Raw genomic sequence first — 14,845 nt, 5'->3', positions numbered from 1 at the left:
GTGCGCTTCGCGCTGCGGGATTAGGGTCACGAGCATGGCCGATGACCGCTGGCGCGTTCGCCTCAACAACGAGGAAGCGGAGACCCGCGCCCTCATCCGCGCACTCAGCGCCTCGATCGACGGTCTCTCCGCGGCCAGGGAGGGCGACAACAGCGACGACGAGCACGACCCCGAGGGCTCGACGATCGCCTTCGAACGCTCCCAGGCCTCGGCGATGCGCAAGCAGGCGACCGAGCGCCTCGACGAAATCGAGGCGGCTATGACCAGGGTCGAGGCCGGAACATTCGGCATCTGCACCGAGTGCGGGCAGCCCATCGCCGAGGCGCGCCTCGAGGCCCGGCCGTACGCGGCTCTGTGCGTGACCTGCGCGAGCGGAGCACGACGATGAGAGCCGCACGGGCGCACCTGGCTCGAGCTCTGCGTGTAGGACTGCGGGACCGACGATGAGCGCAGCGGTCGCCACCCTGTTCATGCCTGCACTCGTGCTCGCGGGCATCGGCGTCATCCTCCTCGTCTCCACGCTGCGTCGACCCCGCACGGCGTCTGCGGTCGGGTTCGCCTTCCGCCTCGTCGCAGCGATCGGGGTCCTCGGCTTCGCACTCATCGCGGGTGTCGGCCCGTGGCTGCCGATCCAGTACGGGATCGTCTTCATCCCCCTGCTCGCGCTCGTCTTCGGGTTCGCCTGGCTCGTGCTCTTCCTCGGCGTCGCCCTCCTCGTCGAGTTCGCGGCGAAGCGACGCAACGAGCGCGGCAGCTGACGGCGTCGCCCGGTACGCATCGGCAAGCGAGGGGTGGAGCTGCCGGCGCTGGACGGGGCGGTCGCCCCAGGACGGAACGGCCGCCTCGGCGAAGGACCGGCCGCCGCAGAGACGGCACGACTTTGATCGTCAACGGGGCGGTCGCCTCGGCGACATGACCTTCTGTGACGGAATGCGGCGCGATTCTGACCTTCTGTGACGGCCCGCGGCAGGCGACGGCGGGCACTGTGGTGTGCTGGCTGAGTCCTCAACGCGACGGCGCTCGGTCAGTCGGCCGCACCGCCGCGGGGCTCGCCGGGCCCACCTCAGCTCTACCGGGAGAACTCATGACACAGACCAACGCCCTGACTCAGCGCCTCGACGCCGGCCCCGTGATCTGCGCGGAAGGCTTCCTCTTCGAACTCGAGAAGCGCGGATACCTCTCCGCGGGAGAATTCGTGCCCGAGGTCGCGCTCGAATTCCCCGACGCCCTGCGCAGCCTCCACGTCGACTTCCAGCGCGCCGGCTCCGACATCGTCGAAGCCTTCACGTACAACGGCCACCGGGAGAAGATGCGGGTCATCGGCAAGGAGGACCTCCTCGAGCCGCTCAACCGCTCGGCCCTGCAGATCGCCCGCAGCGTCGCCGACGAGGTGCCCGGGAACTTCATGGCCGGCAACATCTCGAACTCGAACATCTGGGATCCGGCCGAGACCGCGAAGCAGGACGAAGTCCGCGCGATGTTCGCCGAGATGGTCGGCTGGGCCGTCGAGGAGGGCGCCGATCTCATCATCGGCGAGACCTTCTACTTCGCCGGCGAAGCCATCGCCGCCGCCGAGATCGCCAAGGCTTCGGGCCTGCCCGTCGTCCTCACCCTCGCGCCGATGGCATTCCAGGAGATGGCCGACGGGGTCGGCATCGTCGAGACCGCCCAGCGGCTCGAACAGCTCGGCGTCGACGTCGTCGGCCTCAACTGCTTCCGAGGGCCCGCGACGATGATGCCGTGGCTCAAGCAGATCCGCGAAGCCGTGTCCTGTCATGTCGGTGCCCTGCCGATCCCCTACCGGACCACCGAGGAGGAGCCGACCTTCTTCAACCTCTCGGATCCGCATGCCGCCGTGCCCTCCCCGCACGGGCGCACCTTCCCCACCGCGCTCGACCCGCTGCAGACCAACCGCTACGAGATCGGCGCGTTCGCCAAGGAGGCGCATGACCTGGGCGTCAACTACATCGGCGTGTGCTGCGGGGCCACACCCATGCACATCCGCGAAGTCGCCGAGGCCGTGGGACTGACGACCGAGGCGAGCCGCTTCTCGGAGAACATGAGCAACCACTTCATGTACGGCGACAACGAGCGCCTCGCCGAGAACGTCGTCGCCCTCGGCGACCGCGCATAGGGGGATCGCGCCAGCCCGCGGGCGGGCGCGGGTCGGCTGTCGAGGGCCGGTGGTCGGCGCACGAGAGCCGCGAACAGGCTTGTGCTCTCGGTGCCCCTCGGTTTGAGCACACCTCAGTCTCGAGAGCTCAGTTCCCGAACTGGGCTCTCGAGACTCAACTGGGCCGAAGCCCGATTCGCCTCGAAGCGACGGTCGAGGGCCGCTAGCCGGTGGTCGAGTGGCGAGGGGGCGGCGGCCGAGGCGCGCCGGTCGAGTGGCAAGCGGTCGAGCAGCCGGTGGTCGGCGCCCCTGTCGCAGGTTTGCGCGCGAGGGCCGCGAACAGGGTTGTGCTCCCAGCGCCCGTTGGTTTGAGCACACCTCGGTCTCGAGAGCTCAGTTCGCGAACTGGGCTCTCGAGACCGAGGTGGGCCGTAGACCGATTCGCCTCGAAGCGCCGGTCGCCACTCGGTGGTCGAGGGCCGGCGCAAGTGACCAGTCGTGGTCGAGTGGCCAGGAGCGGTCGAGGGGCCGGCGGTCGAGGGGTCGGCGCTCGAGGGCCGAGGGCCGACGCGCGAAGACCGGCGGGCGAGGGCTACTGGGTGACGACGCCGACCTCGTCGAGGGCGGCCTCGAGGCGGGCGACCGCGCCGTCGATGTCACCGAGCTTGTCGAGACCGAACAGCCCGATGCGGAACGTCGAGAACTCCTCCGGCTCCCCCGTGTGCAGGGGAACGCCCGCGGCGATCTGGACGCCGATCTCCTTGAACGCCGCACCGGACTTCAGCTGCGGGTCCTTCGTGTGGACGACGACCACGCTCGGCGCCTGGTAGCCGGACGCGGCGACCGACGGGAAGTCCCGGGCGGCGAAGACCGCGCGGACCCGCTCGCCGAGTTCGAACTGCGCGGTCTCGAGCTTGTCGAAGCCGCGAGCCTCCGTCTCGGCCATGAGCGCGGCGTTGTGCGCAAGCGCATCCGTGGGCATCGTCGCATGGTAGGGCGCACGTCCGGCCTCGTACTCGTCGGCGATGAACAGCCACTTCTTCAGATCCATCGCGAAGCTCGTCGACGTCCCGGCCTCGACCGCGGCACGCCCGTTCGCGCTGAGCATGACGTAGCCCGCGCACGGCGACCCGCTCCACCCCTTCTGTGGGGCGCTGATGAGGACGTCGACGCCGAGCTCGGTCATCGACACCCACACCGCGCCCGAGGCGATGCAGTCGAGGACGAAGACCCCGCCGACCGCGTGGACGGCATCGGCGAGCACCCGAATGTACTCATCGGGCAGCAGCATGCCCGAGGCGGTCTCGACGTGCGGGGCGAAGACGACGGCGGGGCGTTCCCGTTCGATTGCGGCGACCACCTCGGCGATGGGGGCCGGCGACCATGCCGCCTGCACGTCATCGGAGTCGGGCACGGCGGGAAGGACGACGGTCTCGCTCGCGATCGACCCGGCGTCGAGGATCTGCGACCAGCGGAATGAGAAGAGCCCGTTGCGGATGACCAGGCACTTCTTCCCCGTCGCGATCTGACGGGCCACGGACTCCATCGCATAGCTGCCGCCGCCGGGGACGATGGCAGCGGACTCGGCATCGTAGGCGGTGCGGAGGATCCGATTGATGTCCTGCATGACGGAGACGAACCGCGCGGACATGTGGTTGAGGGAGCGGTCGGTGAAGACCACGGAGTACTCGAGCAGGCCGTCGGGGTCGACGTCGTCGTGGGGCAGGGTCGGGTGCTGGGGCTCAGTCATAGTCCCACAGTGCCACGTTCGCCCGGATCGGGCCACCGGGTTCCGCCGTCACCGGTCGACCGTCCGCCGTCACCGGTCGACCGTCCGCCGTCACCGGTCGACCGTCCGCCGACACTGGTCGACCGTCCGCCGACACTGGTCGACCGTCCGCCGACACTGGTCGACCGTCCGCCGACACTGGTCGACCGTCCGCCGACACTGGTCGACCGTCCACCGTGGGCCGACCACCGCCCGCCGTGCGCCCTCCGGCGCCCGCCGACCCCGCCGTCCGCCGTCCGGCGCCCGCCCGCCCGCCGTCCGCGGCCGGTCGTGTGCCGGCCCGATCGTGGCCGTAGGTCGTCTCAGAGTTCGACTTCGGTGCGGTCCCCCGACCACAGCGTGTGGAAGGTGCCCGGCCGATCGACGCGGCCGTAGGTGTGCGAACCGAAGAAGTCCCGCTGCGCCTGGATGATCGCGGCCGTCGCGCGCGGCGCGCGGATCCCGTCGAGGTAGGCCAGCGCCGAGGACAGCGCGGGAACCGGGATCCCCCGCAGGGTCGCTCCGACGACCGCTTGCCGCAGAGCCGCCTGTGCCTGCCCGACATCGGTCCGGAGTTCGTCGTCGGCAAGCAGCGAGCTCAGTCCGCGTGCTGACTCGCTGTCTGTAGCGCCCCCGTTCGTAGAGTCTCCCCCCGAGGAGTCCCCCGCAGCGGCGTAGGCCGCGACGATCCGATCGAGGACGCGGGCCCGGATGATGCACCCGGCCCGCCAGATCGAGGCGAGCTCGCCGAGGTCGATGTCCCACCCGTACGCCCTGGCCCCGGCCGCGATCTCATCGAAGCCCTGGACGTAGGCGAGGATCTTGCCCGCGAACAGCGCCTGCCGGACCGTCTCGATCCGCTCGCCGAGGCGGTCGTGCTCCCCCGCGCCCGCGCCGGCCTGCCCGTCAGCCGCGGGTCCTGCGATCCTCTCCCCCTGCGCACGCAGATCGCGGGACTGGGACAGGGACCGGGCGAAGACCGCCTCGGCGATCGTGGGCACGGGCACGCCGAGGTCGAGACCGACCTTCGCCGTCCACGCCCCGGTGCCCTTGGCCCCCGCCTCATCGGCGACGATGTCGACGAAGGGCAGACCGGTCTGCGCATCGGTGTGCGCGAGGACCTCGGCGGTGACCTCGATGAGATAGGACTCGAGTTCCCCGGCGTTCCACTGGTTGAGCACCTCGGCGATGCGGGCCGGGGACAGTCCGAGGTCGTCGCGCAGTATCGTGCACGCCTCGGCGATGAGCTGCATGTCCGCGTACTCGATGCCGTTGTGGACCATCTTGACGAAGTGCCCGGCACCGTCGGTGCCGATGTGGGCGACGCAGGCGACCGCCTCGGCGGCACCGGGGACCTCGGCACGGGCGGCGATCGGGGTGAGGAGGGGACGCAGACGCGCCCAGGCCGCCTCGGAGCCGCCGACCATCATCGACGGCCCTTCGAGCGCCCCGACCTCACCGCCGGAGATCCCGACGCCGACGAACTCGATGCCCGTGTCGGCCAGGCGCTGACCACGGGCGATGGTGTCGGTGAAGAGGGAGTTGCCGCCGTCGACGATGATGTCGCCGGGCGAGAACACCTCGGCGATCGCACCGATCGCGGCATCCGTCGCCGGACCCGCGTTGACCATGAGGATCGCCACGCGCGGAGTCCTGAGCATGCCGGCGAGCTCGGCGGGAGAGGACGCGACGAGGAACTCCGCCTCCGGGTGGGCCTCGGCCACACCGCGGGCCCGATCGACGTCGAGGTCGTAGAGCGCAACGCGCTGACCCCCCTGTCCGGCGAGGTTCCGGGCGAGGTTCGAGCCCATCACTCCGGTCCCGATCACAGCGACATCGGCGTTCATCAGCAGTCCTCTTCGTTGCAGGGGCGTGTTGTTGACAGTCTTCCCCATAGGAAATACGGTTCAATAACTCTGATTTATTCTGCAGAGCATATCAATATCATCAGATGTTTTCGAGAGATTCGTATGGACCTGGGACAGACCCTTCCACCACTCGTCATCATGGGGGTGTCGGGGACGGGCAAGACCGTCGTCGGCCGGCAGGTCGCCGAGGCTCTCGGGGTCGCATTCATCGACGGCGATGACCTGCACACCCCGGAGAACAAGGCGAAGATGGCCGCGGGCATTCCGCTCACCGATGCCGACCGGATGCCGTGGCTGGCCGCGATCGCGACCGAGCTCAGCCGCCGACCCGCCCCGCTCATCGCCTGTTCGGCACTGCGGCGCCGGTACCGCGACCGGCTGCGCATCGACGCACCGAGCACGTTCTTCATCCACCTCGACGGTCCCCGCGCCGTCATCGCCGACCACCTGGCCAGGCGCGCCCACGAATTCATGTCGCCCACCCTGCTCGACTCGCAGCTGGCGACCCTGGAGGCACTCACCCCCGACGAGGCGCACATGGTCGTCTCGATCGAGCAGAGCCTGCCTGCGGTGCGGCAGACGATCCTCGACCTCCTGCCGGTCGAACTCGCCCGCATCGCCCTCCACCGCCGCACCCGCCCGAGAGAAGAGGACCGATGACCGAGCTCGACCTCGCCTGGACGCTTCCCGCACCGGCCCTCCTCGGCATCGCCGCCGCCGCGATCGGCCTGCTCCTCATTCTCATCATCCGCCTGCGCCTCCACGCCTTCGTCGCCCTCGTCGTCGTCAGCGTCATCACGGCCCTGGCTTCCGGCATCCGCCCCGCCGATCTCGTCACCGTCCTCTACGAAGGGTTCGGCTCGACCCTGGCCAGCGTCGCCCTCCTCGTCGGACTCGGGGCGATGCTCGGGCGCATGCTCGAACTCTCCGGCGGCGCCGAGGTGCTCACCGACCGCCTCATCGGCATCTTCGGTGAGAAGCGGGCGCCTCTGGCCCTCGGCGTCACCTCGCTGCTCTTCGGGTTCCCGATCTTCTTCGACGCGGGCCTCGTCGTCATGCTCCCGATCATCTTCACCGTCGCCCGCCGCCTCGGCGGGTCGCTGCTCCTCTACGCGATGCCCGCGGCGATGGCGTTCTCGGCCATGCACATCTTCGTTCCCCCGCATCCGGGTCCCGTCGCGGCCTCGGGGCTGCTCGGCGCCGACGTCGGCCTCGTCCTCATCTGCGGGCTCATCATCGCGATCCCCGCGTGGTACCTGTGCGGTTACCTGTACGGACTGTTCATCGGCAAGCGCATCGAGGTGCCCGTACCGACGATCCTCTCCTCCGGTTCGAGCGCCGACTTCTCCGATTTCCGGTCCACGCCGAGGCTGGGGTCCGTCATCGTGCTCCTCGTCCTCCCGCTCGTCCTCATCTCCTTCAACACCGGTCTCGGCTTCGCCGCCGAAGCCGGGTGGGTCGATCCTGAGTCGACGCCGGTGACGGTCCTGCGGATGCTCGGTGAGACGCCGATCGCCCTGCTCATCACGGTGCTCACGGCGATGTGGCTGCTCGGCTGGCGGCAGCGCAAGGGCCGTTCCCTCGTCGAATCCGTCGTCGACTCCGCGCTCGGCCCGGTGTGCTCGATCGTCCTCATCACCGGTGCCGGCGGCATGTTCGGCGGGGTGCTGCGGGCCAGCGGCATCGGCGACTCGATCGCCGACACGCTCGCCGCCTTCGGCCTGCCCGTCATCGTCGCAGGCTTCGTCATCGCAGCGATCGTCCGCGTCGCCCAGGGGTCGGCGACGGTGGCGCTGACCACCGCGGCCGCCCTCATGCAGCCGATCGTCGTCGGCAGCCCGGACTTCTCGAGCCTGCAGGTCGTCGCGATCGTGCTCTCACTCGCCGCGGGCTCCGTCGTCGCCAGCCACGTCAACGACTCCGGCTTCTGGCTCGTCTCCCGCTTCTTCGGCATGGACACGAAGACGACGCTGAAGACGTGGACGGTCGGCCAGACCCTCCTCGGCCTCGTCGGCTTCGCCCTCAGCCTCGTCCTCTACGCCGTCGCCGGCCTCCTCTGACGGGTCCCGACTTTCGCTGCAGCTCTGTCGGCTGCACCTCCGCCGGCTCTGGCATCGTCGGCCGGGTCGTCGCTGGCCGGGTTGTCGTCCTCGGACCCCGGCCTCGCCGAGGCGGTCCGCCGGATCCGTTCACCCGTCCCGGGGGACGTCGGCCCAGACCGGGGCCATCTCGTCGAAGGCGCGGGCGACGATCTTCGCCATCGCCTCGCGCGCCCGCTCCCGGTCCTGGGCCCCGATCGCATCGGCGACCTCGACGTGCCACTGCAGGGCCTCAGGATGGGGATGGGTCGGCTGCAGCCCCTCGGCGGTGCGGCCGGCGAGGATCTCGGCGACGACGGTGTCGAAGGACGCGAAGAGCTCATTGCCTCCGGCCCGCAGCACGGCCCGGTGGAAGGCGGCGTCGGCGGTGAGGAACGCCTCGACGTCCCCTGTCCGTCCGGCCGCGCGCATCCGCGCGGCCAGCAGCATGATCTCCTCGGCCGCGCCCGGCTCTGCGTGGGCTGCGGCGAGCGCAGCGGCTTCGGGTTCGATCGCGACCCGCAGCTCGGTCAGGGAGCGCAGCAGTCGTGCGGGGCGCAGCGTCATGCGCCAGCGGATGACGAGGGGGTCGAGGATCGTCCACTCCGACATCGCAAGGATGACGAGGCCGAGCCGCCGCACCGGCCGCACCATCCCCAAGGATTCGAGGACCCGGACGACCTCGCGCACCACTGACAGCGACACCTCATAACGGCTGCGCAGCTCTTCGGTCGTGACGACGACGCCCGGCGGCAGGGCCCCGGAGACGATGTCGCGCCCGACCGCGTCGAGGACGCGCTCATGGAGGTTCGCCCCCGCCCTGAGAGTGCGGGAGTCGGCGTCCGTGTCCCCGCGCGATGCCGAACCGCGTCCGCGCGACTCGCCGTCGCGTCCGCGCGGGGCCGCCGGCTTCCCGCCCCCGACCGGGTGTGCCTCGCCGCTCATCAGCTCTCGTGCACGATGTGCGCGCCGGCCGCGGGGCCCGTCGTCCGCAGCGCCTCTTTGACCCCGCGCGTGGCCTGGAGGAGGACGGCGAGGTCGAGGGCGTGCCGAGCGTCACGGGCGAGGAACCCGATCGTCGGACCCGAACCGCTGAGCAGGGGCAGCAGCGCACCGGCCTCACGGCCGGCCTCCATCACCTCGGCGAGTTCCGGCCGCAGGGACAGGGCCGCCTCGGTGAGGTCGTTGCCGGCGGCGCCCGCGAGTCCGTCGACATCACCAGCGGCGAGCGCCTTGAGGACCTCGGCGGGCACCTCGACGGGATCGGGGTCGGGGGTGAGGTCGTCGAACCGGCCGTAGACCTCCGGGGTGGACAGCTGCCCCGCCGAGGTGGCCATGACCCAGTGGAACTGACCGCGGGTGAGCACGGGGCTCAGCCTCTCCCCGCGTCCGTGGCCGATGGCCGTGCCACCGCGCAGGAGGAAGGGCACGTCGGCGCCGATCTCGACGGCGAGATCGTGGAGAACAGCGGAGTCGAGCCCGCCGATGAGGTGCGCGCCGCCGACCAGGGCCGCCGCGGCATCGGCGGATCCTCCGCCCATGCCGCCGGCCACGGGCACCTGCTTGTCGATGACGATGTCGAGGCCCTGCAGCACGGACACGTCCCGGTCAGCCGCAAAGGTGCTGATGAGCAGGTCGATCGCGCGTCTGGCGAGGTTCGACTCCCCCACCGGCACGGAATCGTCGGCGTAGCGTCCCTGGACGAGGATCGACCCCGTCCCGCCGGGGATGAGGGTGAGGGTCTCTGAGAGTCCGAGTGCCTGGAAGACCGTGGCGAGTGCGTGGTAGCCGTCGTCGTCGACCCCGCCCACGCCGAGGTGGACGTTGATCTTCCCGGGCGCGCGCACGCTCACCGGGGCCGGGGTCCCCGGTCGCACGGGGGTCGGGGCGCTCATGGGGTGTGTCCCGCCGCCTCGGCGAGGCGTTCGAAATCGCTCACGCCGAGGGCCTCACCACGGGTCTTCGGGTCGATGCCGGCGGCGACGAGGACCTCCTCGGCGCGCTGGGGACTGCCCGCCCACGACGACAGGGCCGCCCGCAGGGTCTTCCGCCGCTGAGCGAATGCGGCGTCGACGAGGGAGAACAGGCGGGTGCGGGCCTCCGGATCGCGTTCGGTGCGGGTGACGTCGATGCGCACGAGCCCGGAGTCGATGTTCGGGGCCGGCCAGAAGACGTTCTTCCCGATCCGCCCGGCCAGGGAGACCTCCCCGTACCACTGGGCCTTGACGCTGGGCACCCCGTAGGTGCGCGAGCCGGGGGCCGCGGCGAGGCGTTCGGCGACTTCGAGCTGGACCATGACGAGGACGGTGGTCAGGCTCGGGAAGAGTTCGAGGAAGCGCAGGAGGACGGGCACGGCGACGTTGTAGGGCAGGTTCGCCACGAGCGCCTCAGGGGGTGCGGGCAGCTCGGTGACCTTGAGGGCGTCGGCGTGGACGAGGGAGAAACGCTCTGCGTCGTCGCCGGCGAAGTCCGCGATCGTCGCCGGCAGGCGGGCGGCGAGGACGTCGTCGATCTCGACGGCGGTGACATCGTGGCCGGCTTCGAGCAGGCCGAGGGTGAGCGAACCGAGCCCGGGTCCGATCTCGACGACGCGGCGCTTCCCCTCGAGGCCGGCGGTCGTGACGATCGAGCGCACGGTGTTGGGGTCGATGACGAAGTTCTGGCCCTTCTGCTTCGTCGGGCGCAGACCGATGTCAGCGGCGAGTTCGCGGATGTCGCGTGCGGTCAGTAACGTCACACCCCACAACCTACCGCACAGATTCCGGCCCGCCTCCGTCGAACACACCGACCAGGTCGGCGCAGGTCAAGGTCGGCCATCGGGCATCGGACGCGCGCCGCGAGGACGGCTGGGTCACCGTGCGGGCACGACCGGGTCATTGCCCGTACCCCCGCCGACGATAGGCTGGCACCCATGGATCGTACGACCCTGACCGAACTCCTCGACGTGCGCGTCCTCGACCGCCTCGAGACGATCGACGACCTGCCCGCAGGCGACCTCGCCCGGTCGACGGCACTGCGCAGGGAGGGCTTCTCCGCCGAGGTGACCGCGGCCCTGCTCACGCAGGCTCAGCTGCGTAACGAGGCCGTCGGCAAGTTCGGGCCCTACGCCGCCGAGATGCTCTTCACCCGCGACGGCCTCGCCCAGGCCACCCGCCTGCCCGTCGCCGCCCACCATGCCCGGCGCCTGCTCGCCGGGCGCGATCCGGGTGCCGGTGAGACCGTGCGCATCGCCGACCTCGGCTGCGGGATCGGCGCCGACGCGTTCGCGTTCGCGGGCCTCGGTGCGAGCGTCGAGGCCGTCGACGCCGACGAGGTGACCGCCGCGATCGCCGCGTTCAACCTCCGCCACCTGCCCGACGCCCACGTCGAGAACGCCCTGGCCGAGGACGTCGACACGAGCGGGTTCGACACCCTGTGGTTCGATCCGGCCCGGCGTCGCATCGGCCGCGGCAACGCGCGGGGGTCGACGTCGCGGATCACCGACCCCGACGAGTTCTCCCCGTCCCTGACCTGGGTCATCGAACAGGCGCAGCAGGCTCCCGCGGCCGGGGTCAAGCTCGGTCCCGCCCTCGACCACGACCTCATTCCAGCGTCAGTCGAAGCTCAGTGGGTCTCCCACTCCGGTGACGTCGTCGAGGTCTGCCTCTACTTCGGCACGGCCCGGCAGCGCCCCGGACGCAGCGCGCTCGTCATGGGCGAGCGCACCCTCCTCGTCCACGAGGACGATGTGCCCGAGACCGATGAGGACCGCCTCGGCGAACTCGGGTCCTACCTCCTCGAACCCGACGGGGCGATCGTGCGGGCCGGCCTCGTCACCGCCCTCACCGGTCCCCTGCAGGCCCGCCGCCTCCACCCGTCGATCGCCTACCTCACCAGCGACGTCGCCCCTACGGGCCCGGCCGCGGCAGGGGTGAGCGCCTACGAGATCCTCGACGTCCTGCCGGCGAAGGTCCCGAGCCTGCGCAAGGAGCTCGTGGCGCGCGGCATCGGCTCGGTCGTCATCAAGAAACGCGGCGCCGACATCGTCCCCGACCAGGTGCGACGCCAGCTCAAGCTGCCGAAGGGAGACAAGGCGACGCTCGTCTTCACCCGCCTCGGCGACAGGCACATCGTCCTCCTCACCCGGCCGGTCGAGGTCGAGAGCTGACCCGGCGGTCCCGGGTTCCGGCGGAGGCAGGGCACTGCGTTCCGTCGGGGGCAGCGCACCGGTGGAGTCGATACGGAGTGCCCCGGTAGAGTCGGTGGGGAACCGATCGAAGGAGATCCCATGACCCGCTCCGACGTCCTCATCACCGCCGAGGAGCTCTACGGACTGACCTCGCGGCGGACCCCGCCGAGGCTGCTCGACGTCCGGTGGACCCTGCTCAAACCCGACGGCCGGGACGACTTCGCCCGCGGTCACCTGCCGCACGCGCTCTACGTCGACCTCGACACCGATCTCGCCTCACCCGACCGGTCGGACCCGACGGCCGGCCGTCATCCGCTGCCGAGTCCCGAGCAGTTCGAGGCGACCGTGCGCGGGTGGGGCATCGAGGCCGACACCGAGGTCATCGTCTACGACGACAATTCGGGTCTCGGCGCCGCCCGCGCGTGGTGGCTGCTGCGCTGGGCGGGACTGCGCGCCCGCGTCCTCGACGGCGGCATCGACGCCTGGGTGGCCACCGGCGGGGACCTCGAGATCGGGGACAGCCGACCCGTCGACCCGTCCACGGTCGTCATCACCCCCGGGTCGATGCCCGTCATCGACGCCGAGGAGGCCGCCCGCTGGGACGGTGTGCTCCTCGACGCACGCGCCCCCGAACGCTACCGCGGGGAGACCGAGCCCCTCGATTCGCGGGCCGGGCACATCCCCGGGGCCACGAACGCCCCGGTGAGCGAGAACGCCGAGAACGGCCGCATCCTCTCCGAGGAGGCGCTGCGGGAGCGCTTCGCGGGTCTCGGGGCACTTGAGGACCCGGTCGCCGTCTACTGCGGGTCCGGGGTCACGGCCTGCCACAATGCGATGGTGCTCGCGACCCTCGGCGTCGGCTCGAGCCTGTATTCGGCGAGCTGGTCGGGCTGGTCGTCCGATCCGAGCCGCACCGTCGCGACCGGCGGGTAGGCCCAGAAGCCACCGCCTGCCTCAGGTGGCAACAGCCGGTTCAGGGCACCGCCGGGCTCAGGACACCGCGCGCCTCAGGGAGCGGACGGCAAGATCACGGCGACTCTCAACCCGCCCCCGGCCAGGGGTGTGAGAGTGAGTGAACCGCCGTGGGTACGCACGATCGTCGAGACGATCGCCAACCCCAGACCGACGCCCGCATGGTCTCTGCCCAGGGACACGTCGCCGCCCCGGGACACATCGCCGCCGCGGGACGTGTCGCGGCCCCGGGTCCGCTCGCCGCCGCGCTGGAAGGGCTCGGTGAGCGTGGCGACCTGCTCGGCCGAGACCACCGGGCCCGTGTTCTCGACGATCAGCCGTGCGCTACCGCCCCCGGCGGCCGTCGACACCGTGATCGAGCCGTGCCCCGGAAGGTTATGGACGATCGCGTTGTGGACGAGGTTGGACGCCATCTGCGTGAGCAGCACGGGGTCTCCGCGGACGGGAGCGTCCGCGGTGTCGACGGTGACCCGCAGTCCCCGTTCATCGGCGATCGGCACGAGCGTTTCGACGGCGTCCTCGGTGAGCAGTGAGAGATCGGTGCGCTCGGTCCGAGCGGGCGCGTTGCCGGCTCGGCTGAGGAGCAACAGCGCCTCGGTGAGGGCGATGGATCGGGCGTTGACGGCGTACAGGCGATCAAGGTCCCCGCGCAGGTCCCGGTCCGGGTCCGTCCGGGCGACCTCGAGGATCGCCTGCGAGATCGCCAGCGGCGTGCGCAGTTCGTGGGAGGCGTTCGCCGCGAACCTCTGCTGCTCCGCGACGTGGTCCTCGACGCGGTCGAGCATCGTATCGAAGACATCGGCGAGTTCGCGGATCTCATCGGCGCGCCCGCCCATGCGGATCCGGTGCGAGAGCTGCCCCGCGGCGACGCGCCTGGCCGCCCCGGTGATCCGCTGCAGCGGAGTGAGCATGCGCCCGGCCAGGATCCACCCGCCGAGGAGGCCGACGACGAGGAGGAAGCCGAGGGTGGCGGCCGCGGCCGGGAAGAACGCGCGCTGCAGGTGGGTGCGGTTGGGCACGAAACCGTCGGGGGCGTTGATGGGGACGTTCGGGACGTAGCGGAGCAGGAAGATCCACACGACGAGAAGGAGGAGGATGCCGGCGGCGAGGAGGAACCCGGCGTAGCTGAGGGTGAGCTTCCATCGCACGCTCAGGCCCGGCCGCCTCGGCGGGAGTCCCTCACGCACCGGACCCGCTCCCTTCGATGCGGTAGCCGACACCGGGGACGGTGACGATGAGCCAGGGCTGTCCGAGGCGTTTGCGCAGGGCGGAGACCGTGATGCGCACGGCGTTCGTGAACGGGTCGGCGTTCTCGTCCCACGCCTTCTCGAGCAGCTCCTCGGCGCTGACGACCCCGCCGTCGGCGCCCATGAGGACCTCGAGGACGGCGAACTGCTTGCGAGTCAGGGCGACATAGCGGCCGTCACGGTAGACCTCGCGGCGGAACGGGTCGAGGGTGAGGCCGGCGGCCTCGAGGACCGGAGCCCGGTGGTGAGCGCGACGCCGGTCGAGGGAGCGCAGCCGCAGGACGAGTTCACGCATCTCGAAGGGCTTCGTGAGATAGTCGTCGGCGCCGAGCGCGAACCCCGTGGCCAGGTCGTCGAGCCGGTCGGCGGCGGTGAGCATGAGGATCGGCATCCCGGTCCCGGCGGCGACGATGCGCTCGGCCACCTCGTCGCCGCTCGGGCCGGGGATGTCCCGGTCGAGGACGGCGATGTCGTAGTCGTTGACGGCGAGGAGTTCGAGCGCCGTGTCACCGTCCCCGGCGACGTCGGCGGCGATGGCCTCGAGGCGCAGGGCACTGCGCACGGCCTCGGCCATATCGGGTTCGTCCTCGACGATCAGCACACGCATCTGCTCAGCGTATCGGCCGGCCCG

At 70.9% G+C, this 14,845-nt stretch carries 14 protein-coding genes; 7 read left to right on the top strand and 7 right to left on the bottom strand.

All coding sequences use genetic code 11. From position 1 onward, the window contains the following. Positions 1–34: 34 nt before the first annotated feature. The 3 genes from AACX88_RS05855 (at position 35) to AACX88_RS05845 (ending at position 2,134) form a co-directional block, all read left to right on the top strand. Positions 35–388: a TraR/DksA family transcriptional regulator gene (locus tag AACX88_RS05855; RefSeq protein ID WP_339392165.1), complete on the top strand. Its 354-nt coding sequence runs from the start codon at positions 35–37 to the stop codon at positions 386–388. A 55-nt stretch (positions 389–443) separates the two neighbouring features. Next, the gene (locus tag AACX88_RS05850; RefSeq protein WP_339392164.1) at positions 444–758 is read left to right on the top strand and encodes a hypothetical protein; all 315 of its coding nucleotides are present in this window, start codon (positions 444–446) and stop codon (positions 756–758) included. 326 nt (positions 759–1,084) lie between these two features. After that, positions 1,085–2,134, top strand: coding sequence for a homocysteine S-methyltransferase family protein (locus tag AACX88_RS05845; RefSeq protein ID WP_339392163.1), 1,050 nt, complete (start codon positions 1,085–1,087; stop codon positions 2,132–2,134). Between the two features lie 571 nt (positions 2,135–2,705). Here AACX88_RS05845 and AACX88_RS05840 read toward each other — a convergent pair. Both AACX88_RS05840 and gndA read right to left on the bottom strand, forming a co-directional pair. Continuing rightward, complete coding sequence (locus AACX88_RS05840; RefSeq protein ID WP_339392162.1) at positions 2,706–3,863, bottom strand: pyridoxal-phosphate-dependent aminotransferase family protein; 1,158 nt, start codon at positions 3,861–3,863, stop codon at positions 2,706–2,708. Positions 3,864–4,204: 341 nt separating this feature from the next. After that, entirely contained in the window at positions 4,205–5,728 is a 1,524-nt protein-coding gene (gndA, locus tag AACX88_RS05835; RefSeq protein WP_339392161.1) for an NADP-dependent phosphogluconate dehydrogenase, read from the bottom strand. A 123-nt stretch (positions 5,729–5,851) separates the two neighbouring features. Here gndA and AACX88_RS05830 point away from each other — a divergent pair, with 123 nt between their 5' ends. Together AACX88_RS05830 and AACX88_RS05825 are read left to right on the top strand one after the other, a co-directional pair. Then, a complete protein-coding gene (locus AACX88_RS05830) occupies positions 5,852–6,409 on the top strand; it encodes a gluconokinase (protein ID WP_339392160.1) in 558 nt (185 codons plus the stop codon). Further along, a complete protein-coding gene (locus AACX88_RS05825) occupies positions 6,406–7,809 on the top strand; it encodes a GntP family permease (RefSeq protein WP_339392159.1) in 1,404 nt (467 codons plus the stop codon). Before AACX88_RS05830 ends, AACX88_RS05825 begins: the two co-directional genes overlap by 4 nt. A gap of 129 nt (positions 7,810–7,938) precedes the next feature. Here the strand turns inward: AACX88_RS05825 and AACX88_RS05820 are convergent, their stop codons facing one another. Genes AACX88_RS05820 through rsmA form a run of 3 tightly spaced genes read right to left on the bottom strand, consistent with a single transcriptional unit; the run spans position 7,939 to position 10,564 of the window. Then, entirely contained in the window at positions 7,939–8,772 is an 834-nt protein-coding gene (locus AACX88_RS05820) for a FadR/GntR family transcriptional regulator (protein WP_339392158.1), read from the bottom strand. Then, positions 8,772–9,722: a 4-(cytidine 5'-diphospho)-2-C-methyl-D-erythritol kinase gene (locus tag AACX88_RS05815; protein ID WP_339392157.1), complete on the bottom strand. Its 951-nt coding sequence runs from the start codon at positions 9,720–9,722 to the stop codon at positions 8,772–8,774. The genes AACX88_RS05820 and AACX88_RS05815 overlap by 1 nt, the downstream gene beginning before the upstream one ends. Next, entirely contained in the window at positions 9,719–10,564 is an 846-nt protein-coding gene (rsmA, locus tag AACX88_RS05810) for a 16S rRNA (adenine(1518)-N(6)/adenine(1519)-N(6))-dimethyltransferase RsmA (RefSeq protein ID WP_339392156.1), read from the bottom strand. The genes AACX88_RS05815 and rsmA overlap by 4 nt, the downstream gene beginning before the upstream one ends. Before the next feature lie 174 nt (positions 10,565–10,738). Here rsmA and AACX88_RS05805 point away from each other — a divergent pair, with 174 nt between their 5' ends. Further along, a complete protein-coding gene (locus tag AACX88_RS05805; RefSeq protein WP_339392155.1) occupies positions 10,739–11,974 on the top strand; it encodes a class I SAM-dependent methyltransferase in 1,236 nt (411 codons plus the stop codon). A 120-nt stretch (positions 11,975–12,094) separates the two neighbouring features. Continuing rightward, entirely contained in the window at positions 12,095–12,928 is an 834-nt protein-coding gene (locus tag AACX88_RS05800) for a sulfurtransferase (RefSeq protein ID WP_339392154.1), read from the top strand. Positions 12,929–13,002: 74 nt separating this feature from the next. Here AACX88_RS05800 and AACX88_RS05795 read toward each other — a convergent pair whose 3' ends face one another. Beyond that, positions 13,003–14,154 (bottom strand): sensor histidine kinase, encoded by a 1,152-nt coding sequence (locus tag AACX88_RS05795; RefSeq protein ID WP_339392153.1) that lies wholly within the window; start codon positions 14,152–14,154, stop codon positions 13,003–13,005. Then, positions 14,147–14,821, bottom strand: coding sequence for a response regulator transcription factor (locus tag AACX88_RS05790; RefSeq protein WP_339392152.1), 675 nt, complete (start codon positions 14,819–14,821; stop codon positions 14,147–14,149). The genes AACX88_RS05795 and AACX88_RS05790 overlap by 8 nt, the downstream gene beginning before the upstream one ends. Positions 14,822–14,845: the final 24 nt, after the last annotated feature.

This window comes from Brevibacterium metallidurans, from assembly GCF_037101285.1.
In the GTDB taxonomy this organism is placed as follows: Bacteria; Actinomycetota; Actinomycetes; order Actinomycetales; family Brevibacteriaceae; genus Brevibacterium; species Brevibacterium metallidurans.
This window is presented reverse-complemented; position numbering and strand designations above follow the sequence as displayed.

What these genes read in the sequence shown, in the direction of transcription:
- AACX88_RS05855 (WP_339392165.1), top strand. Translation starts at nt 35, where the DNA reads ATGGCCGATGACCGCTGGCGCGTTCGCCTCAACAACGAGGAAGCGGAG.
- AACX88_RS05850 (WP_339392164.1), top strand. Translation starts at nt 444, where the DNA reads ATGAGCGCAGCGGTCGCCACCCTGTTCATGCCTGCACTCGTGCTCGCG.
- AACX88_RS05845 (WP_339392163.1), top strand. Translation starts at nt 1,085, where the DNA reads ATGACACAGACCAACGCCCTGACTCAGCGCCTCGACGCCGGCCCCGTG.
- AACX88_RS05840 (WP_339392162.1), bottom strand. Translation starts at nt 3,863, where the DNA reads ATGACTGAGCCCCAGCACCCGACCCTGCCCCACGACGACGTCGACCCC.
- gndA (WP_339392161.1), bottom strand. Translation starts at nt 5,728, where the DNA reads ATGAACGCCGATGTCGCTGTGATCGGGACCGGAGTGATGGGCTCGAAC.
- AACX88_RS05830 (WP_339392160.1), top strand. Translation starts at nt 5,852, where the DNA reads ATGGACCTGGGACAGACCCTTCCACCACTCGTCATCATGGGGGTGTCG.
- AACX88_RS05825 (WP_339392159.1), top strand. Translation starts at nt 6,406, where the DNA reads ATGACCGAGCTCGACCTCGCCTGGACGCTTCCCGCACCGGCCCTCCTC.
- AACX88_RS05820 (WP_339392158.1), bottom strand. Translation starts at nt 8,772, where the DNA reads ATGAGCGGCGAGGCACACCCGGTCGGGGGCGGGAAGCCGGCGGCCCCG.
- AACX88_RS05815 (WP_339392157.1), bottom strand. Translation starts at nt 9,722, where the DNA reads ATGAGCGCCCCGACCCCCGTGCGACCGGGGACCCCGGCCCCGGTGAGC.
- AACX88_RS05805 (WP_339392155.1), top strand. Translation starts at nt 10,739, where the DNA reads ATGGATCGTACGACCCTGACCGAACTCCTCGACGTGCGCGTCCTCGAC.
- AACX88_RS05800 (WP_339392154.1), top strand. Translation starts at nt 12,095, where the DNA reads ATGACCCGCTCCGACGTCCTCATCACCGCCGAGGAGCTCTACGGACTG.
- AACX88_RS05790 (WP_339392152.1), bottom strand. Translation starts at nt 14,821, where the DNA reads ATGCGTGTGCTGATCGTCGAGGACGAACCCGATATGGCCGAGGCCGTG.